The sequence below is a fragment of the Streptomyces sp. NBC_00525 genome (genome assembly GCF_036346595.1).
Classification (GTDB): domain Bacteria; phylum Actinomycetota; class Actinomycetes; order Streptomycetales; family Streptomycetaceae; genus Streptomyces.
In genome coordinates, this window is sequence record NZ_CP107834.1 from 2,811,194 (window position 1) to 2,830,881 (window position 19,688).

Sequence of the window (19,688 nt, forward strand, 5' to 3'; positions counted from 1 at the left end):
GACGCGCCGGCAGTCGGCGCCGTTCCCCAGCACATCACATAACGCACGCACTCCGTCACCGTTCGTCGCGAATTGACGTTTAACGGAACTCGATGCTCCGGTTACCTCCGTTCCGTGCCGGTGGCGACCGGTCGGGTCAGACCAGGCGTACGGGCTTGTCGACGCGTACGCCGACCGCGTCCAGCCAGGACCGCAGCGGGCCCGCGTCACCGTCCTCGATCAGGCTGAGCACCGGGCTCCCCAGGTCCGCCCCGCGTTCCCCGCCGACGAGCAGCGCGGGCCCGTCGAGCCAGTCGAGCCCGGGGGCGGCCCCCGCCGTGTCCACGGCGGCACAGCAGACCATCGCCGCGACGTGGTCGACGAGCAGGTCGATCCCGGTACGGGGCGGCTGCAGCGGGAAGAGGGGGAGGGGGTCGGGGCCCCAGGGGGCGAGAAGGTCCTCGCGGGCGGGATGGTGGGCGGGGGCCGTGGAGCCGGTGGGGGCGCTCGGGGTGGGGGCGCTCGGAGTGGGGACGCTCGGGGTGGGGGCGCTCGCGCCGGAGTGCGCCTCCGCGCTGTGCGCGTCCGTACCGGCGTGCACGGCGTGGCCGTGAGCCCCCTCCGCGCTGTGGGCTCCGGCGTGCGCGGGCGCGTCCGCGCCGGTGGGGGCGCCGTGTACGGGGGCGTCTTGTACGGGGGCGCTCTGCACGGGGGCGTCCTGTACCGGGGCAGCGGCCGCGGGAGCACCGGGCCGGGGCGTACCGGGCCCGTCCGCTCCCCTGGCTCCCGCCCGGTCCGCCGCCTCCTCGCGGGCCAGTGCCGCGGTGATCCCGGCCGCCAGCGCCTCGCCACCGCTCTCCGCCGCCTCCAGGTGGTCGACGACGCGGGCCAGCGTGGGCACTCCGTCGTCGCCCAGGGCGTCCAGGACCCGGTGCAGACGGGCCGCCTCGGAGCGCCACTTCCGGTCGACCACCTCGTCCGGGTACTGCTGCCAGTCCACCGGCGCCCAGTCGGCGCCCACCCCGGCGGGGCCGCCGTGGAACAGCCGGGCCGCCAGCAGGGAGACCGCCTCGTCGGCCGCGCCGGGCTCCTCCAGGAGGTCGCAGGCGGGGCGCTCGCCGAGCCGGGAGGCGTACCCCTCGGCCAGCCGGTCGCGGCGGGACAGCTCGGTGAGAGCGCAGACGACGCCCGCGTCCAGCTGCGAGGGCCAGCGGCCCATCCGCCAGGCGGGCAGCGCGACCCGGGTGAGCAGCCGGTCCCAGCCGGCGTAGGCGAGGCCGACCTGCTCCTGCGCGACGATCCGCACCCCGTAGTCCACCGCCTGGGCGCGCGTGGAGGCGGCGGCGGCCACACCCCGCTCCATCTCGGCGGCGTGGCCGCGGCAGCTGCGCAGCAGCATCCGGGCGATCCGGCCGACGAAGGCGCGCGGCAGCCGCAGCACCCGGCCCACCGGCCCCCGGCCGGGGGCGGCCGCGTCCGCGACGGCCCCGTCGAGGCCCCGGACGAAGCGCCGGGCGGCGGCTATGTCGGGATGGGCGGACGAGCTCGTACCCGCGACGACCGGGGCGAGGACCGCGCGCAGCTCGCCGACCCGCATCCACCACAGGAACGGCGACCCGATGACCAGCACCGGGGCCGCCTCGGCGCGCCCGGCGGAGCCACCGCCCGCCGGGCGGGCGCGGTCCTCCAGCCAGCTGTCGCAGTCGGGCGTGAGCGCTATCGCGGCGGGCGCGGGCACGTCGAGCCGGTCCGCGAGCTCACGGACCAGGCGGTAGAGGTCGGGGGCCGCCGTCTCGCTCAGCGGGACGGTCGGGCTGACCGCAGGTTTCGCCCGCGCGACCGCGATCGCGACGGCTGCCGCGATCAGCAGGACGACGAGCGCGCAGGCGGCCACCGCCCAGCGGGCCGCGTCCCAGCCGTCGCCGCTCGCGAATCCCCGCGCCCCGGCGGCGAACAGCACCGCGGCCAGCGCCGCGGGCAGCAGCGCGGCCGCCGTCGCCCTGCCGCGAATGCGCAGCAGGGCGAGCGCCCGGACCCGCGCCGCACGCGCGCCCGGCTCCTCACCCGTACCGGTACCGGACATGGCTGGACCTCACCCCCTCTGCCCCCACGGCGGTGTTGCTCACTCCCCCACTGTGGCACCGGCCCCTGACATCGCAATGCCGGTGGGCCAAGTGCCGGAACGCCTGCGCCGCACCCTAGTTGGGGGTGCGGCGGGCGTCATCCGGATGGCTCAGCCGTCACTCGATGGAATGGCTTTGGGCAAAGGTGTTGAGGTGTGGGGGGCCTACGGGGTACGGGGGCGAGGCCCTCGTTTTTGGCCGGATCAGGCCCGTGCGGTTGCCGCGTCCTCGGCGGCCTTGCGGGCGATGTCCGTACGCAGCTGGGAGCCCTCCAGCCGAATCCTGGCCGCCGCCGCGTAGGCGCGCTCGCGGGCGCCCGCGAGGTCCTCGGCCGTCGCCGTCACGGACAGCACCCGGCCGCCCGCGCTGACGACCGCGTCGCCCTCGCGGCGGGTGCCGGCGTGCAGGACGTACGCGTGCGGGGCGTCCTGCGCCGCGACCTCGTCGAGCCCCTCGATCGCATCACCCGTACGGGGAGTCCCCGGATAGTTGTGCGAGGCGATGACCACGGTGACGGCCGCCTCCTCGCTCCACCGCAGCGGAGGCAGCTGGTCCAGGGAGCCGTTGGCGGACGCGAGCAGCACGCCGGCCAGCGGCGTCTTCAGGCGCGCCAGGACGACCTGGGTTTCCGGGTCGCCGAACCGGGCGTTGAACTCGATGACCCGTACACCGCGCGAGGTGATCGCGAGGCCCGCGTACAGCAGCCCCGAGAAGGGCGTACCGCGCCGGCGCAGCTCGTCGACGGTCGGCTGGAGCACCGACTCCAGGACCTCGTCCACCAGCTTGGGGTCGGCCCACGGCAGCGGGGAGTACGCGCCCATGCCGCCGGTGTTCGGGCCCTCGTCGCCGTCGAGCGCGCGCTTGAAGTCCTGGGCGGGCTGGAGCGGCAGCACGGTAGTGCCGTCCGTGATCGCGAAGAGGCTCACCTCGGGGCCGTCGAGGAACTCCTCGATGACCACCCGGTCGCAGGCGAGCGCGTGGGCGCGGGCCGCCTCGACGTCCTCGGTGACGACGACGCCCTTGCCGGCGGCCAGCCCGTCGTCCTTGACGACGTACGGCGCGCCGAAGGCGTCGAGGGCGGCGTCGATCTCGGCGGGCGTGGAGCACACGTAGCTGCGGGCGGTCGGTACGCCCGCGCCGGCCATGACGTCCTTCGCGAACGCCTTCGAGCCCTCCAGCCGGGCGGCCTCGCCGGACGGGCCGAAGCAGGCGATGCCGGCGGCGCGCACGGCGTCGGCGACCCCGGCGACGAGGGGCGCCTCCGGGCCGACGACCACCAGATCGGCACCCAGCTCGGTGGCGAGGTGCGCGACGGCAGCGCCGTCGAGGGCGTCGACCTGGTGCAGTTCGGCCACCTCTGCGATACCGGCGTTGCCGGGGGCGCAGTACAGGTCGGTGACCTCGGGGTCGAGGGACAGAGAGCGGCACAGGGCATGTTCGCGGGCGCCGCCGCCGATGACGAGGACCTTCACGGGGTGCAGCCTAGCCGCCGGGACGCGCGGGCCCGGACGGCCGCCGATCCGTGGACACGGGGGCGCGTGCCGCGCCGGGGGCGGGGGCGGCACGTCGGGGCGCCGGGTGTCAGGTGCCCGGCGTCAGGTTCCGGAGTCCGGCGTTCGGCGTTCGGCGCCAGGTTCCGGTGTCCGGTGTCCGGCGTTCGGCGTTCGGCGTTCGGCGTTCGGCGTTCGGCGTTCGGAAGGGTGTCGGTGCCGGCGGGCTATTCGTTCGTGTACTCCTCCACCACCGTGGCCCCCAGCTCGCGGACGATCAGCTCGTGCCCGGAGAGCGCGGAGTCGACCAGGTCGGGGTCGTCGGCCTCCGGGATGTCGTCCTCGGGCGCCACGGCCCTGGGCGGCTCGGGAGCGGCGGCGGCCGGCGGCGGCCCGGCCGGGGCCCCGGAGCCGCCCGGCTGCGGCGGGGCGGCGGGAGGCTGGGCGGGGGCGGGCCGCTGCTCGTACGACTGCGGCGCGGGGGCGGCGGGCCGCTGCGGGGCGGGCGGCGGAGTGTACGGGCGCTGCCCCCCGGACGGCGGCGGCGCGGGCTGCCCGCCGCCGGACGGGTCCACGATGGCCTCGATCTTCCACTGCGCGTTGAACCGCTCGGCCAGGGCCTGCCGCAGCACGTCCTCGCTGCCGCTGCTCGCGAAGTTGTCCCGCGCTCCGGCGTTGAGGAAGCCGATCTGCAGGGTGCTGCCGTCGAACCCGGTGACCTGGGCGTTCTGGCTGAGAAGGATCCACGTGAAACGTCGGCGGTTCTTCACCGCCTCCAGGATGTCGGGCCACATGTTGCGCACCTGCCCCGCGCCCTGCGCCATGCCCGGCGCGGTCTCGGGGGAGGTGGCGGGGGCGCTCTGCGGCGCGGGGACGGGCGCGGCCGGGGCGGGCGTGGGCGCCGGGGCGGGGCCCCTGCCGGGCGCGGCGGCGGTGGGCCAGCCGCCGGGGCGGCGTCCCTGGTCGGCGGCGGGCGCGGGCGCGGAGGCCGCGGCGGGCCACGCCCCGGGCCGCTGCCCGGAGCCGGGCGCATCGGCGGGGGGCGGGGTGGGCGCGGGGGCTGCGGGCGGGGCCTGCGGGTCGGCCGGAGCCTGCGTGTACGGGGCGGGGGGCTCCGGGGCCTGCGCGGCGGCCGGGGCGGGGGGCTGCTGCCCGTACGGGGCCTGCGGCGCGGGCGCGTCCCCCCGGACGGCGGCGCGCGCGGCGGCGGGCCCGGCGCCCGGCTGCGGGGCGGCGGGGGCCGGTGCGTGGGCGAGGGCCTCGGGGCCGGGGACGTACCCCATGGCGGGACCGGGGCCGGTGGTGGCGAAGGAGGCGCCCCGTTCCAGCCGGTCGAGCCGGGCCTGGAGCGAGCGCTCGTCGTCGAAGGCGGCGGGCAGCAGGACCCGGGCGCAGATCAGCTCGACCTGGAGGCGCGGCGAGGTCGCGCCGCGCATCTCCGTGAGCCCCTGGTTGACCAGGTCGGCGGCGCGGCTCAGCTCGGCGGCCCCGAACACGGACGCCTGGGCCTGCATCCGCTCCACGACGTCGGCGGGCGCGTCGATCAGCCCCTTCTCCCCGGCGTCGGGGACGGCGGCGAGGATCACCAGGTCGCGCAGCCGCTCCAGCAGGTCGGCGACGAAGCGGCGCGGATCGTTGCCGCCCTCGATGACCCGGTCCACGACCTCGAAGGCGGCGGCCCCGTCGCCCGCCGCGAAGGCGTCGACGACGGAGTCGAGCAGGGAGCCGTCCGTATAACCGAGGAGGGCCGTCGCCATGGCGTACGTCACACCCTCGTCGCCCGCGCCGGCGAGCAGCTGGTCCATGACGGACATCGAGTCACGTACGGACCCGGCACCGGCCCGTACGACGAGCGGCAGGACGCCCTCGTCGACGTGGCTGTTCTCCCGGCCGCAGACCTCGGCGAGGTAGTCGCGCAGCGTCCCCGGCGGCACCAGCCGGAAGGGGTAGTGGTGGGTGCGCGAACGGATGGTGCCGATGACCTTCTCGGGCTCCGTGGTCGCGAAGATGAACTTCAGATGCTCCGGGGGCTCCTCCACCACCTTCAGCAGGGCGTTGAACCCCGCCGAGGTCACCATGTGGGCCTCGTCGATGATGTAGATCTTGTAACGACTGGAGGCCGGCCCGAAGAACGCCTTCTCGCGCAGATCACGGGCGTCGTCCACGCCACCGTGCGAAGCGGCGTCGATCTCGATGACGTCGATCGACCCCGGCCCGTTGCGCGCGAGGTCCCGGCAGGACTGGCACTCGCCGCAGGGAGTGGGCGTGGGCCCCTGCTCGCAGTTCAGGCAGCGGGCGAGGATGCGCGCACTCGTCGTCTTGCCGCAGCCCCGCGGGCCGCTGAACAGGTACGCGTGATTGACCCGGTTGTTCCGCAGGGCCTGCTGGAGCGGGTCAGTGACATGCTCCTGACCGATGACCTCGGCGAACGACTCGGGGCGGTAGCGGCGGTACAGCGCAAGGGACGACACACCTACGAGGTTATCGGGGCGCACTGACAACCCCACCCGCGCCCGAACACGCAAGGGCCCCCCACGCACCCGCCAGAGCCAACCTACCCTTGCTGCCTTCCGGCCCTGGGGGAGTTCAGTCAGATAGCGCCACGTGAGGGGCTGACGCCCACCTTAACCGATCCCCACCCCCACAAGTCCACCTCCCCCACCTCCCCGAACCCCCTCCAGCACCTCCCCGCGGATCGGGTTCGCGAGCACTCCCCAACGTCTTGTATTGTTTGCGGCGGAGGATTCGCCTAGTGGCCTAGGGCGCACGCTTGGAAAGCGTGTTGGGGGCAACCCCTCACGAGTTCGAATCTCGTATCCTCCGCCAGATGGGCCCCGACCTGCGACTATGCGGGTCGGGGCCCTCTCTGTTGGTGCAGCGACTCTCACGTCCAGACGCCGCTGGCCAAGACGCTTGGGTTACAGGCACTTGGTTAGCGGCTCTCAGAGAGGGTCCACCCCATGGCCACAGCAGCCAGGCAGTACAAGAGCCCCTTGAGGGCACAGACACGCTCCTCCGCCCCTGCCAGTCCTCCCCCGGCAGCAGTCCCCCTCCGTGCCCTCAACGGCAGCCAGGACGCCAGGACGGCCCTTGTGGCAGAGCTTGAGCTACACCTGTCCACGACCACGAACAGGAAGGGCAGGCCGTACCAGAGGCGCACCATCAACGCCTACAAGTTCGCAGCCGTTCAGCTTCACCACTGGATGACTGCTGCTGGCATTGAGGGGGACTTCACCGAGTGCGATGTCTCCACCCTTAACCGGTACTTCCGCTGGTACTACGAGGAACACGACGTGCCCAAGTCTCAGGACGGGAAGGGTGGGTACACAGGCGGAACCAATACCGCACAGAGAAACCTGCGGGCGCTGTTCCTGTACCTGGCAGAGGAGTACGAGCACCCAGACCCGTACCTGAGTCCCAAGCTCCAGAAGTACGCCACTCCTCCGATGGGAAAGCCCAAGACCCTCTCGTCCGAGTTCATCGGGGACGTTCTCCGGGTGACCGGCAACGGGAGCCCGAAGGTGAAGGACTTTCAGGCCGTACGGGATCACGCCATCATCCGCGTACTCACTGAGGGGCTTAGGTCTGATGAACTCCTGAATCTCAGGGTGCAGGATTTGGACCTAACTAACGGGACTCTCGTCGTCATCCCCTTGAAGATGGACAGGAACTCCTTGGACGGCAGGGTGATTCCTCTCCAGCCCAAGACAGTTAAGGCCCTCTCCCGATACCTCCGACTCAGGGCCTTGCACCGTAGGGCTAACAGGGATGAGTGGCTGTGGCTGGGAACGAGGAACAGGTCCAGGCTCCAGTACGGGGGTCTGTACGAGATGGTGAAGAAGAGGGCGGAAGAGGCAGGGTATGACCCGGCAGTCGTATCCCCTCACTCGTTCTGCCACACATGGTGCGATGACCTCAAGGCAGAGGGAGTCTCAGGGGAGCACATCATGGCCATCCGTGGGTGGAAGTCTCCGGCCATGCTCAGGCGCTATGGGGCGGACATGGCCACCACACGGGCCGTGAATGCAGTCAAGGGACTGGGAGACAGGTACTAGCTCCCTCCTGGAAACCTCGGGGAGCGGTGAGGCCCAATCCCTTGGGCTGATAGCTCCTGGTCTCTTAGGGGGCACACAAGGACTGACCAAAGCGGACCTGTCTGCTGAGGCGATGACGGGAGGCACCCCGTTTAGGCGGGGTGACCTCCCTTTGTCATGTCGTCACTGAGACATCCGTACCCCTGCTCCACAGTTCCTCTGCATGCTCGGCAAACCTGGAGAACATCCCAGCCTCACCAATGCGGCGGAGATGAAGCAGAGGGGAGTCATGCCCTACAAGCCTTGCCAGATGCGGAGTCACCAAGGCTTGGTCATCGAACCTGAATACCGACAGGGATACGTGATTCATGGCGTCAGGGGCGGAGGAGAACTTGGCCTCTACCCCCTCCACCCCGCCGAGCTTTTCCAGGTGCTCCAGGGTGATCCGGATACGAGTGGAGACGGTAAGGGCTACGCCTTCGATCTCTTCTCGCTGCCTAGTGACTTCTCCATTGGGATCTCCCAGGAGGAACCTGACCCGGCATCCGCTCTCCGCCTTCTTCTTCACTATCCCGATGAAGTCCGGGAGCTGAGACCACAGGAAGTAATTCGTGTAGCCAGCGAAGAAAAGATCCCCTTTGGTTTCCCGCACCAGATCAGCCCAAACCGTTGATGGGCAGGCGGAGCGATAGGGATAGCTACGAACGATCTCCCTGTCCTCTCCGGTCTTCACGCGATCCGTGATCAGCTTGGGCCACAGCATCGTTACGTCCTCCACGCCTAGCGCTTTGCAGGCATCCTCACGGTTCCTCGGGTGGGGGATGAGGTCAGGGTCACCAAGCCACCTCTCTACCGTCTTGCCACTGACACCCACACTCATGGCTAGCCGACGTGGAGTCACACCAGCGGCCTCCATAGCAGTACGTAGAGCGGTGTTCAAGGCTTCCCCCTGGGACATCTAGGCGTTCTTAGAGGCTAGCGCCCAGACGTCCCAACTGTCTCTGGTCCAGGACGGATACGGCCCGCATGGGCACCGACTCTCAGGCCATGAACCGATACGTAGTGATCTCCAAGGCGGACCAGACCGGCTACGTGATCCTGGACAAGCAGTTGTTCGGCTACTGCACCCTTCCTGATGACTCCGACTCCGACAGCCCCAACCTTCTGCCCCTGGAATGGGGGATGAGGGAGGGGGCGGAAGCCTGGCTCAATCAGTGTTACCGAGCATGGCAGGCAGAAAGAGTTCCCCCACCAGAGGGATGGATGCCATTTCGCCTGGAGGAATCTCCCTGGGCAAGGCGATAGCAGCAAAGCAGGAACAGCAACCCACGGGCCCGTTTAGGCGGGCCCTTCGTTGTCGGCGGAGGGAAAATACCAGGGTCCAGCCGGCCGAACCCCTAGCGATTAATCGATTACGGTCTGTTCTGATGGGGACTATAGAATCCCACCCCGGATCACCCCACTTTCCTCCGCCATTCTCCTGTGCCTTGTGATCCATGGCAGATTTTTTATGGGTCTCACACACCCACACCCGCTCGCATTTAAACATCCCCGGGTCACTCTGTGTAGAGAATGAGAGAAGAGGGAGTCACCCTGCGTTGCCTTGCTCTCTGCACCCACTGCATTCACTCAGTCACTGACGGAGGGAGAATGAGGCAGTGGCAGGCAGGTGAATTCATAATGGCTAAGGGGCCGGGCCTCTCATGAATAGCAATGCGAACTAAGAACGGGCCCGTCCTAGCGGGCCCTCCTGTGAGTCATGTTTGTGACAGTGGGGTGGTGGAGAGGAAGGGGAGGAGCGCCTTAGCGCGATGCCCCGTAGAGGGTTGCCAAGGGCCTCCTCCTTCTCGCCTCCTACCATCCTTTCGTGGAGAATTCGTGGAGGCTGTGAGCGGGGCTGGTGGAGAGTTACCGAACTAGCGGACAGAAGTGGCGATGTCCGGCTACATCTATAAGTGAGGGCAGTGCACAGGCAGGCGGTGTGATCCCGATTACACCTTGCCAGCAGAGCGGCCAAAAGTGCCGTTGGCCTACTACATCTATAAGTGAGGGTTCTACTCAATGCACCGAGTGATCTAGCTCACACTTCACTGACGGAGCGACCAAAAGTCTCGATGGTCGGCTACATCCATAAGTGAGGGTGGTTACTTCCCCTCCCCAAGACTCCATCCGCAGTAAGTGGGTGGACACAGAGGCTGGTCCCCTCAGTGTGCAGAGGTCCGGTTCTCCTGGATAACCCCCAGTGAGGATCGGGCCTCTTCCTTTTGACCAGAGGTGGACCAACACTCACCAACCCAACAGGGCAGGCCGTTAACCGGCCGTGCCCTTTTTTTCATCCAAGGAGGACCAACACATGAAGCGCCACTTCACCAAGACCAGCAGCAACACGATCCGATGCACCCTCTGTCGGCAGGACTTCACCAGCAAGCAGGCGTTCGGCTCTCACTGCCTACCCCGCCATGGACAGAGGGGCAGAGGAGCAAGCCTCTGTGCCACGTCGGGAAACCCGGCTAACCGGGAGCTGCTGTAAGCCCGTGTGAGCTGCTGTCAGGGGCTATCCCTACCAGACACCCAGGCACACACTCAGAGGCTCCGAGACAGGCACACAGAGGAACACAGACACCATGCGGGCCGTTCAGGCGGCCCGCTATGAAGGGACCAGTTATGAAGCACGTCATCTGCAAGGCAGACATCAACCGGGACATCTACATCGAGCAGAAGAAGGCGGAGAAGGAAGAGGGCAAGCCCAGAGAGCTTCTGGTGTTCGGGGCTTGCTCCAATCAGGGGTGTACCAGGAGAGCCGTGTGGGAACCGATGGGGCCCCTGGTTATGAAGCTCTGCCGAGAACACGTCTACCAACTGTCCGGCTACACCAAGAAGAAGGAGAAGGACTTCATCAAGGGGATGGACGATGAAGGGCTCATCACCAAGCACACCAAGGGATGGACCTACGTCATCCGCATGAAGGGTGGGGTGGTGAAGATAGGAACCAGCGTCGCCCTTAACAAGAGGCTTCAAACCCTCTCCCGTGACCAGGGTGGCGTCCCGGTAGTCGTGCTGGCAGTTCTCCCCGGAGGAGTCAGCAGGGAAGCCCTGGAGCACAAGCGCTGGGAGAGCTATCGCATCTCCGGCACAGAGGAACTGTTCCATCCCGCCGCCCAGATTCTCGACTGGGCAAAGGAACAGGGCGTCAGCGAGGGTGCGGTTGACGAGGTGGAGAAGTTCAACAACTGGACCCCCAAGGATGACCACGCCGACTACTGGTTGAACTGGGGGCGGGCCATGACAGAGCAGAAGCAGACCGAAGAAGGCGAGAAGGCGATAGGCACTGGAGGCCAGCAGTAATGAAGGTAGCTACGAGCGAAGCAAAGGCAAAGCTCCCGGAGTTGATACGAGCAGCCGAGCAGGGTCAGACGGTAGAGCTGACTCGATATGGGAGCACTCAGGCAGTCATCATCAGCCGGGAGAGGTACGAGCGGCTGACTAGGGAACTGATGCAGTGACACCCACCCCGAGAAAGCCACGGACTTCAATACGAGTCTGCGAATAGGGGTGTGGTCCGGCCGGCAAAAATACGACCCCTGTAAGCCTCCCTGAGAGGACGTAAGGCAGGCACCCTCCCGAGATACCTGGAAGAAGCTAAGGGCCCGGGAGGAGGGCACACAGGGGCATAGAAAGGTAACGGGAGGCGCCCGCTAAGGCGGACACCCTCCCTTGATGGCAGTACCCCAGAAGCAGGGGCCCTTACCAATGTCGGTGAGGGCCCCTTTCGCATGCACAGAAGGAGACCAGTACATGAGCAGGCGCAAGACCACCAAGCAGAAGAAGGCAGTGCACATCCTCACGGCCTATGGGGCGGAGGTGAAGGAGCATCAGAGGAAGCTAAAGAAGAGGGGCTTTGCCCTGGCTGCTGAGGACATGCCCCCAACCGGTCAGGCGGCCGAGTGGTACCACGACGTCATCCATTACGTGCCTAGGAGCGGAATGCTCGTTGCCCGACAGATAGCCAGGCTTGCGGGGGAGGACTCTGAGGTAACCATCCCCTGGCGCTCCCTGGCCGATGCAGTCGGAGTGCTAGACAAGGCAGGCAGGCACATTGCCTATGCGCAGCGAGGGGTGAAGGCACTCGTGGATGCAGGCTGGTTGAGCGTCAAGACGACCGGCAAGGGATGCAACGCCAAGACCACGTTCCACCTCGAAGCAGGAGACCTCTACGACTGGACCCACGTAGGAAGCGAAGGAGACTCGCTCGAAGAGGACTAACAATGTACATAAGTAAGAGCCCCACACCCCGGGGTACCAACAATGTACATAAGTAAGAGTCCAAGACCACTCCGGCTAGGGCCTACGTGGTCAGGGGTACAACTTATGCACAGAGTAAGAGCATCACTTCGTTAGGACCGTACAGACCGTGCTACGCACAGAGCGTACGAGCCCAACAGACCAGGGATTCCGGCGGAGAGGAGGAGACTGCCGTCAAGGGGAGGAGCGCCTTAGCGCGATGACCCGTAGGACTTGGCGGAGGAAGAAGAGGAGTACCGAACCACCCAGGGGCCCGTCTAAGCGGGCCCTTAGTCATGTAAGGACATCAACGGCACTCCGGCCAAAGGGCCTACGTGCCTGACCGAAGGGACCAGCAGTGAAGAAGCGACCGATCGTTCTCAGCAAGAAGCAACTCAAGGAGATGCCCGTCTCGGTTCTCCTCAACCCCGCCGTTCGAGAGCGACTGATGATGAAGGTCAAGGGGAGCCGACCATAGGAGTCGACCCGTAAGGGGTTAGCACCAACGGCACTCCTCCTTCGGAGTCGTCGTGCCTAGAAGGAGTTCCTTCCCTCTCCGCCAACCAAGGGTGCGCAGCCCTAGCGGAGCAACCCGTAAGGAGAACTGTGAGCAAGGCAGATGACATCAACTTCCTCCTCCGCCAACGACAGATTGTTAGGCGCCACAACAAGGAAGGGGGTTGGGAAGGCATGGCCAGTAGAGCCCAGGAAGAAGCAGCCATCATCCGGCAGCTAATAGAGCTAGCCCCTGACTACCGACTCTTCCGCAGTTGGCTATGGATGGCGGAGTGGAAGAGTGTCCAGGGAGCGTAACCAGTAGCACCGTAACCAAGGAGAGGGCCCGTCCAGGCGGGCCCCTCTCCGTAACCAGTTACGCGTAACCAATCTCTGTAACCGTAACCAGTAGCACCGTAACCAAGGGACCAGCAATGAACGTAACCGAAGAACTCAAGTCCGTAACCCGCACCCGTAAGCTCGTTAACTCCATGCTCTGGGTGATCGTAACCGGGGCAGTCTTCTACTCACTGATGACAAGCACCCCCCTTGTCTCCGCCCACTCTCAATGGCATTGGTCTGGTTGGGCCCTAGGAGTCCTTACCGATGCCGCCTTCATCCTCTCCATCTCCGCCGATGCCGTTCTCTCTAGGCATGGACTGAGTGGAGGCAAGTGGCCAGCAGTGTTCAGGTGGGTTACTGGCCTGGCTTCCCTCTTCCTGAACACATGGAGTTCTGTGGCGGAGAGGGATGGAGTCGGAGTAGCCATTCACGCCATATCCCCCGCCATCCTCATTTGCGCTGCCGAGGTTGCACCCATCTACCGACGCAGGTTCCGGGACTTGGAGACAACTCTCCTTGCACTGGTTACGGAGGAGAAGGTTACGCGTGCGGTTACGCCAAAGAAGGTTACGCGTAACAAGGAGAAGGAGGTTACGGTTACGCCCCTGGTTACGGAGAAGGGAGTTACGGCGGAAGAAGGATCGGTTACGCCGGAGAGTGGAGCCCTTAAGGCGGAACTCTCCTCTACCAAGAAGGGAATCAAGGATGCGTTCCTTCAAGGGCTCTCGGCTACTGAGGCTGCCAAGAAGGTTGGGAAGTCTCGCCCCTACGTCTCCAGGATCTACAAGGAGATCAAGGAAGAGTTGGAGCTGACTGCCTGAGACCGCCTCCCAGGGCCCGTCCTAGCGGGCCCCTGGTGCTTACGATCGATCCTGGGGAACCTAACCAAGACGCTTGGCCCTCCTGCCTCACCTTGACCCTGCCTTGCTCCCCTGGTCAGATGGTCCTAGTCGCAGTGCTTGGTGGAACGGCTTGGAAAGCGTGTTGGGGGCAACCCCTCACGAGTTCGAATCTCGTATCCTCCGCCAGTGCCTCACCGGGCACGATGTCGAAGGGCCCCACCGCACGCGGTGGGGCCCTTCGACGTTCCGGGGGTCGTCTTCGACGAGCAACCGTGCAACACCGGGGCCTCTCACCCCTTGAGGGGCAGGTCCCTGGATGCGTAGTACGCGCGCAGCGCCGCCTCACTGCCGGAGCCGAGGGCGGTCATGATCCGCTGGAAGCGGGCGGAGCGGAGGTCCCCTGCCACGATGACGCGGGGGTACTGGTCCGTGGGCGGGCAGTATCCGTCCGGGCCACGGATCAGGTCTCCGGGTGGCACGGCGGGGGCACTTCCCAGACTGAGGAAGACGGCGTCCGCCGTGACCGTCCGATGGACACCGTCCCTTCCCACCGCCTCGGCCGCCGGCTGGGCACCTTGCCCACCGTGCAGCGTCAGGTGATCGACGGGAAGCAGCGTGACCCGGGGGTCCTCGCGAACCTCATCGATCTTGTACGCGTCCGCCGCCGGGTACGCCACGAGGAGGCGCGTGTCGGTGGTCGGGTGGGCGCGCAGGAAGGTACCGATCGGGCGGTCGCCGCCGAGGACTAGGAGGGCGCGGCCCTGGGCGTCGTCGGCGTCGGCCTGCCAGAGCGCGGGCAGGGTCAGGCCGGCCGGGGCGGTGATCCAGGGCGCGTCACCGGGTTGAAGAGGACCGACGCCCGTGGCGACGACGGCGTACGGGGCGGTGAGAAAAGCGCCCGTGTCCAACGTGACGGCCACCTGGTCGTCGTCCGCACGAAGCTCGATGACGTACCGACCGAGTTCGAGGCGGCACAGCTCCGTGCTCTTCAGCTCGGCGACGATGGCGTCAGCCAGCTCGGGGCCGCTGGTGTAGCCGCCGAGGACATTGTTCAGGGCTGAGATCCGGTACAGGTTCCGGCACAGCTGGTCCGACTCGACCAGAATTGAGCGCATGCCGACGCTGGCGGCCATACGTGCGGCGGCGCACCCGGCGGGGCCGCCGCCGATGATGATCAGATCGGTGTCGTACAGCGTGTCGCCCATGGGGCTATTCCAGCACCGGGGCCCCTGCGTACGCGGCGAGTTGGCCGACCACGTGGTCCGAGGTGACAAGTTGGCCGGTTCCGATCAGACGGCGGGCGACCACGAGTCCGGCGTCGTGTACGTCAGGGCCGGCGTCGCTGGCGGAGGCGTCGGTGACGATCCAGGGTGCGTAGCCGTGTTCGAAGGCGTCGGCCGCGGACTTCAGGACACAGCTCTCGGTGGCGATCCCGCAGAAGACGAGGTCGGTCCAGCCGCCCCCGCGGACCAGTTCGGCTGCCTGGGGGGTGAAGAGCGTGTAGCCGGTCTTGTCGACGACCGCGTGCGCGCGGGCTGCCGCCTCCGCGAGTTCGGGGACGATGTCGGTCTCAGGTGGTTCTTGGAGTCGGCGCCACTGGAAGAAGCGCTCGTACGGGCTGTCCGGATAGTTGAAGTACCGGGTGAAGATCACGGGCCGGCCGGCGCCGGTCCACTGGGCGACGAGATCGGAGACCGCCCGCACGGCGTGGCGGCTTCGCTCGTTCACGAAGCCGTTCTGCATGTCGATCACGACCAGCGCGGCGCTGCCGATGTCCATCCGTTGCCTCTCCTGCCCTGTGTTCTCACCCGACGCCCTCTCGCAGAGCGTCCTGCGCGGCGCGCAGCCGTTCGGCCAGCCCGCTGGTCTTCATGATGGCCTCCCGCATCAGAACGTGTTGAGCGGTCTCCTGGGCTCGGGCGGTGGTGAGCCGGGAGGAGGCGGCACGCAGGAAGCGCCAGCCGTACTGCTCGGGCATGAAGGGGTCCTGGCCGTCCTCAATCATCTGCTGCACCTGGCGGGTGAAGCACCAGAGGGCTTGGACGGTCAGTTCGCAGGTGACCAACTCGTCGATCGTGAGGCTGCGCTCGCGGGAGTGGGAGGCGTAGGTGACGCCGGACCAGCCCGCGTAGGCGGTGGACACACCCCGTACGCCGAAGGACACGATGTCGGGGTGGTCGAAGCCGGTGGCGAGGAGAGACTCCTCGACCGCACCGCCCAGAGGAGCAGGGCCGTCCGGGGCGCCGCGGTCGACCAGGACGGAGGGCGTGGACAGCAAGCGCAGTGCGGTGTCGTGGGCGTCGCCGGACCAGGGCCCCGAAGTGAGCCAGTAGAGGGAGAGGACGTACTCGGGGTTGGGAACGCGGACGGGTTCCTCGTCCAGGAGATCGCGGAGCTTGTCCCGTGCCCAGGGCAGGTCGGAGGCGTAGGAGCGGTACCGCCAGACCGCAAGGTCGGTGAGCGCGGCGGGCTGGTGCGCCTGAACGAGGTGGAAGACGGCCACTCCGCACGCGAAGACGTGAAGGACGCACTGCTGCGCTTCGGGGTGGTCGACGCGGGCCGAGGAGGACTCCAGCCACTCGCCGTGCGCACTCGGTCTCATGTGTGCACGGAGGCGGTCGGCGCGCTCGACGCCGATGAAAACTGGCAGGAACTTGTGGGAGTCGACTTCGATGCGGCCTGTCGCGGGTGGCGCAGCGCCGTTCGTTCCCAGTGCCGCCGCGAATCGCGTCTGCGCTTCGCCCGACGCATGGTCGAGTGCGGTGTCGAGCACAGCCTGGGACTCGGCGCGCGGCTGGTAACTCGCACCGCCTCCCTCCCAGTTCGACACGGTCCGGTCACTGACTCCGAGGTAGGCGGCGAAGTCACGCAGGCTCATGCGAAGGGCTTCGCGCAGCAGCCGTGCTTCGCGGCCGGACCATCTCTGCACAGTCACCACCGTCGTACCCCCCCGTCCGTCACATGGTGAAACGCCGAAACACCCTGCGCGGGCAGTCCTGTTCGGCATAACTGCGGCATTGCTGCAGCACCCGTGCGTCACACTCAGCGATCAGTTTGCACCATGCTGTATTCACGAACCGGGGAAAGTGGCCACAGCCGAAAAGCGCCCCTCCGCCCGTTCTCTCCGGTTACACACCCAAGGAGCAAACGGCATGACCGACATCGTCAAGCGCAACGCCCGCGCCATCCTTCTCGACGGCGACGAACTGGTCCTCATCAAGCGCACCAAGCCCGGCAGGGAGCCGTACTGGGTGTCGGTCGGCGGAGGCGTCGAGGAAGAGGACGCGACCATCGAGGCGGCTCTGCACCGGGAGGTGTTCGAGGAGCTGGGCGGCAAGCTGGAGAGCGCCGAGCTCGTACACCTCATCACCGACGCGCTGGAGGGAGGCGTCGGAGTCCAGCACATCTTCGCGGCGCGCCTGGAATCGATGGACCTGGCCGCACGGACGGGCACCGAGTTCGACAAGCCGGAGCGGGGCGGCTACGAGGTGGTCCGGGTGCCCTTCACCGCCCAGGCCGTCCGTGAGTTGAACCTGATGCCGCCGGAGTTGGCCGAGTTCATCGCCATGAACACCGCCGCGATCGTCTCCGTCCTCGACACACCGATCCGCGAGGCATGAGCGATGGTGCGGTTACCGGACTTCGTCAGCCTCAACGGCCCTGACAATGTCGGCAAGACGACTCACCTCGATCGGCTGGCCGCGCGCCGGCACGCCCTTCAGCCGCTGGGGGCTGTCCACGAGCACGACCCCGAACCGTGGGCGCGGGTAGCCGCCGGCGACTACGCCCGGTGGTGGTTCGAGACGTCCACGACGGTCGAGCTGACGGAGATGCTGCTCGTCGGTCACGCCAAGCGGGCCGCCGCACGCGAGCCCGGTCGTACGGGACTGCTGGACCGTGGCCTGCCCATGCTCCTCGCTGTGGCCACCGCGACATGCGTGGTCAAGGACGGGCTGACGGTGGGCGAGGCGTTCAAGGCCGTTACGGACATCGCGGGTTCGCGCGCCACCGCATCGGAGACCTCGGTGCTACTGCTCGCTTCCTTCGACGCCGAGCGCAGTTACGCCATCACCAGCGCCCGCGAGGGCCGCCCGTGGACCGGGATCTACCCGGCCTACCAGAAGACACTGCACGCTGTTCTGCTTCACCAGGCCGGCCACGGCACGTACACCGCCGTCGTCGACTGCGAGAACCGCTCCCTGGACGACGTGCACAGCGCCGTACTCAATCACCTTGGCCTCACCCCACTCACCGACCGGAGTCCCCAATGACTCAGAACTCCCCGCCCCTGGTGCTACCTCCGGGGCTCACCCGCGCCATAGCCACCCTCCAGGACAAGGACCGGAACCGGCTGGACGACACCGTCACCCGGCTCCACGCCGTCAACGGGCCTCTGTGGGACACCGAGGACCGGGTGCGTAGCGCCTTGCTCTCCGCCGCCCAGGTCGCCGACTGCAAGCGAGAGATCGACCAGCTCAACGCCGAACGCAACGCCCTCGCCGAACGGGCTGACGAAGTGCTCGGCTCACTGGCGGACGCGGGCCGCGCCGATGTGCCCCTGCACACCGAGACGCTCGCCTCCGTCGTGGATCGCATGTCGGTGCTGACGCTGCGGATCTGGCACAGCGAGCGTGCGGCGGGCCGCGACGAGCTGGCCGCGCGACGTGTCCCGGCCCTTCACGGGCAACGTGAGGAGCTCTGCGCCGCTCTCGACGCGCTGGTCTCCGATGTCGTCGCAGGCCGGCGTCGGCTCCCCGTGCCGGCCCGCTTCAAGCTGTACGGACGGGAGGACATCGCTCCGGCAGAGGTCAAGCCGAGTCGGCATCTGCGCCAGGTACTCGCCTTCGGCGGGCTGAGCGAGTGCGGGAAGAGCACCAGCGCGCAGTTCGTCCAGCGGACCTGCGGCGCCCAACGCCTCAAGATCGGCTTCCTGTTACGGCAGGCAGCCCATCGGGAGGGGCTCGCCGACCCGTACGCACTCTCGGCCCGTCGGCAGGCCGAACTGCTCCTCGGCGAGCTGAACCGCTTCGCGGACGCCCACGTCGACACGAAGCTGTTCACCATCGAGTCCGTCCACGACGATGCCTCGATCGCCGAACTCAAGCAGCTCATGGGCGACACGCTCCAGATCGTCTACCTGGATGCCCCCTTCTCCGTACGCGTCGAGCGGTCGGGCACTCCGGCCCCGGCCGTCGCCGCGAAGGACGAGATCAAGATGAGCCGCGGCGCCCACCAGGTCGCCGCTCTGGCCGACCACGTCATCGACAACACCGGCAGCATCGCCGCCCTTCGCGCCCGCCTCCGGCGCATCGCCGCCCCGCCCTCCACGACTGCGCTGCGCGTGGCCACCCCGTACGGGCTCGGTCTTCCGGCAGCAGTCGCGTCGGCGACGGCCGACTTCACCGAAACGGTGCGGGCGTACGGACCCGGCGTCCGGCTCGTCGCCCTGACCGGAAGCCCCGGAGAGGGGACCTGGATCGCCGGATGGTCCGACCTGGACCTCATGGTGATCGCCGAGCACGAGGTCATCGGCAGGATCCATGAGGCCCTGGAGCAGTACCGGACGGCCCTCGGCAGTGCGGCCTCTCTCGGCCCCACCCTCGTCACGCCCGGAGAACTGACCGCCCGACGCCTCACTCCGCGCCTGGCCTTCGTCCTTCACCAGCTCCAGCAAGGCAGCCCCGTCCTGCATGCGGCATCCGACCTCGAACTTCCGACGATCAGCCGGGACGAGCTCGCGTTCGCTGCCGTCCGTGAACTGCCCCAGGTCATGCTCACCATGCGCCGTCTGCGTACTGCGGAGGGGGCGACCGCCCTGCGGCAGCTCTACAAGCACCTCGTGCTCGCCTGCCGCCTTCTCCTGCGCGAGCACAACCAGTGGGAGTCCGGCCCCGACCGGATCCTCGCCGCCGCCTCCCGCATGCCGGGCCTGACGGCCCTCGCGGTCCCTCCTCTGGCCGAGGTCGCGAACGCTTGGCGTGACGGTGACACCGAGCTCGTGCTCAAGCCCATCACCGCGGCGGTCGACCAGCTCCTCACCTGGTACGCGCTCCAGCTCGCCGCCTGAACCACGCACCTCTCCGTCTCCCCTCTCCACCGACA

Annotated in this window: 15 protein-coding genes, 1 tRNA gene, 1 other RNA gene and 1 pseudogene; 9 read left to right on the forward strand and 9 right to left on the reverse strand. The window is 67.7% G+C overall.

The genetic code is table 11. The annotated features are described in order from the left end of the window. Window positions 1-136 precede the first annotated feature (136 nt). The 4 genes from OG710_RS12495 to ffs all read right to left on the reverse strand — a co-directional run bounded on the left by OG710_RS12495 (window position 137) and on the right by ffs (window position 6,208). Window positions 137-2,062: a hypothetical protein gene (locus tag OG710_RS12495; RefSeq protein WP_330239396.1), complete on the reverse strand. Its 1,926-nt coding sequence runs from the start codon at window positions 2,060-2,062 to the stop codon at window positions 137-139. A 243-nt stretch (window positions 2,063-2,305) separates the two neighbouring features. Further along, entirely contained in the window at window positions 2,306-3,574 is a 1,269-nt protein-coding gene (gene purD, locus OG710_RS12500; protein ID WP_330239397.1) for a phosphoribosylamine--glycine ligase, read from the reverse strand. Between the two features lie 245 nt (window positions 3,575-3,819). After that, complete coding sequence (locus OG710_RS12505; protein WP_330239398.1) at window positions 3,820-6,063, reverse strand: DNA polymerase III subunit gamma and tau; 2,244 nt, start codon at window positions 6,061-6,063, stop codon at window positions 3,820-3,822. Between the two features lie 50 nt (window positions 6,064-6,113). Then, an RNA gene (ffs, locus tag OG710_RS12510) (signal recognition particle sRNA small type) lies at window positions 6,114-6,208 on the reverse strand. A 122-nt stretch (window positions 6,209-6,330) separates the two neighbouring features. Here ffs and OG710_RS12515 point away from each other — a divergent pair. Both OG710_RS12515 and OG710_RS12520 read left to right on the forward strand, forming a co-directional pair. Then, window positions 6,331-6,418, forward strand: a tRNA-Ser gene (locus tag OG710_RS12515). 134 nt (window positions 6,419-6,552) lie between these two features. Then, entirely contained in the window at window positions 6,553-7,647 is a 1,095-nt protein-coding gene (locus OG710_RS12520) for a tyrosine-type recombinase/integrase (protein ID WP_330239399.1), read from the forward strand. Between the two features lie 154 nt (window positions 7,648-7,801). On the opposite strand, the gene OG710_RS12525 is transcribed toward OG710_RS12520, so the two are convergent. Further along, window positions 7,802-8,584, reverse strand: coding sequence for an XRE family transcriptional regulator (locus tag OG710_RS12525; protein ID WP_330239400.1), 783 nt, complete (start codon window positions 8,582-8,584; stop codon window positions 7,802-7,804). A 1,706-nt stretch (window positions 8,585-10,290) separates the two neighbouring features. On the opposite strand from OG710_RS12525, the gene OG710_RS12530 reads away from it, so the two are divergent. The 4 genes from OG710_RS12530 to OG710_RS12540 all read left to right on the forward strand — a co-directional run bounded on the left by OG710_RS12530 (window position 10,291) and on the right by OG710_RS12540 (window position 13,565). Further along, a complete protein-coding gene (locus OG710_RS12530) occupies window positions 10,291-10,971 on the forward strand; it encodes a GIY-YIG nuclease family protein (RefSeq protein WP_330239401.1) in 681 nt (226 codons plus the stop codon). Then, the gene (locus tag OG710_RS31290; RefSeq protein ID WP_443064245.1) at window positions 10,971-11,129 is read left to right on the forward strand and encodes a type II toxin-antitoxin system Phd/YefM family antitoxin; all 159 of its coding nucleotides are present in this window, start codon (window positions 10,971-10,973) and stop codon (window positions 11,127-11,129) included. The genes OG710_RS12530 and OG710_RS31290 overlap by 1 nt, the downstream gene beginning before the upstream one ends. A 292-nt stretch (window positions 11,130-11,421) precedes the next feature. Further along, the gene (locus tag OG710_RS12535) at window positions 11,422-11,889 is read left to right on the forward strand and encodes a hypothetical protein (RefSeq protein WP_330239402.1); all 468 of its coding nucleotides are present in this window, start codon (window positions 11,422-11,424) and stop codon (window positions 11,887-11,889) included. Window positions 11,890-12,836: 947 nt separating this feature from the next. Beyond that, window positions 12,837-13,565, forward strand: a complete 729-nt coding sequence (locus OG710_RS12540) for a hypothetical protein (protein ID WP_330239403.1) — start codon at window positions 12,837-12,839, stop codon at window positions 13,563-13,565. A gap of 311 nt (window positions 13,566-13,876) precedes the next feature. Here OG710_RS12540 and OG710_RS12545 read toward each other — a convergent pair whose 3' ends face one another. The 4 genes and pseudogenes from OG710_RS12545 to OG710_RS31295 all read right to left on the reverse strand — a co-directional run. Continuing rightward, window positions 13,877-14,791: an FAD-dependent oxidoreductase gene (locus OG710_RS12545; protein ID WP_330239404.1), complete on the reverse strand. Its 915-nt coding sequence runs from the start codon at window positions 14,789-14,791 to the stop codon at window positions 13,877-13,879. A gap of 4 nt (window positions 14,792-14,795) precedes the next feature. Beyond that, window positions 14,796-15,365 (reverse strand): isochorismatase family cysteine hydrolase, encoded by a 570-nt coding sequence (locus OG710_RS12550; RefSeq protein ID WP_330239405.1) that lies wholly within the window; start codon window positions 15,363-15,365, stop codon window positions 14,796-14,798. Window positions 15,366-15,390: 25 nt separating this feature from the next. Next, window positions 15,391-16,188: a hypothetical protein gene (locus tag OG710_RS12555; protein ID WP_443064327.1), complete on the reverse strand. Its 798-nt coding sequence runs from the start codon at window positions 16,186-16,188 to the stop codon at window positions 15,391-15,393. 219 nt (window positions 16,189-16,407) lie between these two features. Beyond that, window positions 16,408-16,593: pseudogene (locus tag OG710_RS31295) on the reverse strand (helix-turn-helix domain-containing protein); the annotation flags it as partial. 145 nt (window positions 16,594-16,738) lie between these two features. On the opposite strand from OG710_RS31295, the gene OG710_RS12560 reads away from it, so the two are divergent. From OG710_RS12560 to OG710_RS12570, 3 genes are read left to right on the forward strand one after another with little or no spacing between them, the layout of a single operon-like run. Continuing rightward, complete coding sequence (locus OG710_RS12560; protein WP_330239407.1) at window positions 16,739-17,206, forward strand: NUDIX hydrolase; 468 nt, start codon at window positions 16,739-16,741, stop codon at window positions 17,204-17,206. A 3-nt stretch (window positions 17,207-17,209) separates the two neighbouring features. Next, the gene (locus tag OG710_RS12565; protein WP_330239408.1) at window positions 17,210-17,857 is read left to right on the forward strand and encodes a hypothetical protein; all 648 of its coding nucleotides are present in this window, start codon (window positions 17,210-17,212) and stop codon (window positions 17,855-17,857) included. Further along, complete coding sequence (locus OG710_RS12570) at window positions 17,854-19,653, forward strand: DUF4254 domain-containing protein (RefSeq protein WP_330239409.1); 1,800 nt, start codon at window positions 17,854-17,856, stop codon at window positions 19,651-19,653. The genes OG710_RS12565 and OG710_RS12570 overlap by 4 nt, the downstream gene beginning before the upstream one ends. Window positions 19,654-19,688: the final 35 nt, after the last annotated feature.

What these genes read in the sequence shown, in the direction of transcription:
- OG710_RS12495 (WP_330239396.1), bottom strand. Translation starts at nt 2,062, where the DNA reads ATGTCCGGTACCGGTACGGGTGAGGAGCCGGGCGCGCGTGCGGCGCGG.
- OG710_RS12520 (WP_330239399.1), top strand. Translation starts at nt 6,553, where the DNA reads ATGGCCACAGCAGCCAGGCAGTACAAGAGCCCCTTGAGGGCACAGACA.
- OG710_RS12525 (WP_330239400.1), bottom strand. Translation starts at nt 8,584, where the DNA reads ATGTCCCAGGGGGAAGCCTTGAACACCGCTCTACGTACTGCTATGGAG.
- OG710_RS12530 (WP_330239401.1), top strand. Translation starts at nt 10,291, where the DNA reads ATGAAGCACGTCATCTGCAAGGCAGACATCAACCGGGACATCTACATC.
- OG710_RS31290 (WP_443064245.1), top strand. Translation starts at nt 10,971, where the DNA reads ATGAAGGTAGCTACGAGCGAAGCAAAGGCAAAGCTCCCGGAGTTGATA.
- OG710_RS12535 (WP_330239402.1), top strand. Translation starts at nt 11,422, where the DNA reads ATGAGCAGGCGCAAGACCACCAAGCAGAAGAAGGCAGTGCACATCCTC.
- OG710_RS12540 (WP_330239403.1), top strand. Translation starts at nt 12,837, where the DNA reads ATGAACGTAACCGAAGAACTCAAGTCCGTAACCCGCACCCGTAAGCTC.
- OG710_RS12545 (WP_330239404.1), bottom strand. Translation starts at nt 14,791, where the DNA reads ATGGGCGACACGCTGTACGACACCGATCTGATCATCATCGGCGGCGGC.
- OG710_RS12550 (WP_330239405.1), bottom strand. Translation starts at nt 15,365, where the DNA reads ATGGACATCGGCAGCGCCGCGCTGGTCGTGATCGACATGCAGAACGGC.
- OG710_RS12555 (WP_443064327.1), bottom strand. Translation starts at nt 16,188, where the DNA reads ATGAGACCGAGTGCGCACGGCGAGTGGCTGGAGTCCTCCTCGGCCCGC.
- OG710_RS12560 (WP_330239407.1), top strand. Translation starts at nt 16,739, where the DNA reads ATGACCGACATCGTCAAGCGCAACGCCCGCGCCATCCTTCTCGACGGC.
- OG710_RS12565 (WP_330239408.1), top strand. Translation starts at nt 17,210, where the DNA reads ATGGTGCGGTTACCGGACTTCGTCAGCCTCAACGGCCCTGACAATGTC.
- OG710_RS12570 (WP_330239409.1), top strand. Translation starts at nt 17,854, where the DNA reads ATGACTCAGAACTCCCCGCCCCTGGTGCTACCTCCGGGGCTCACCCGC.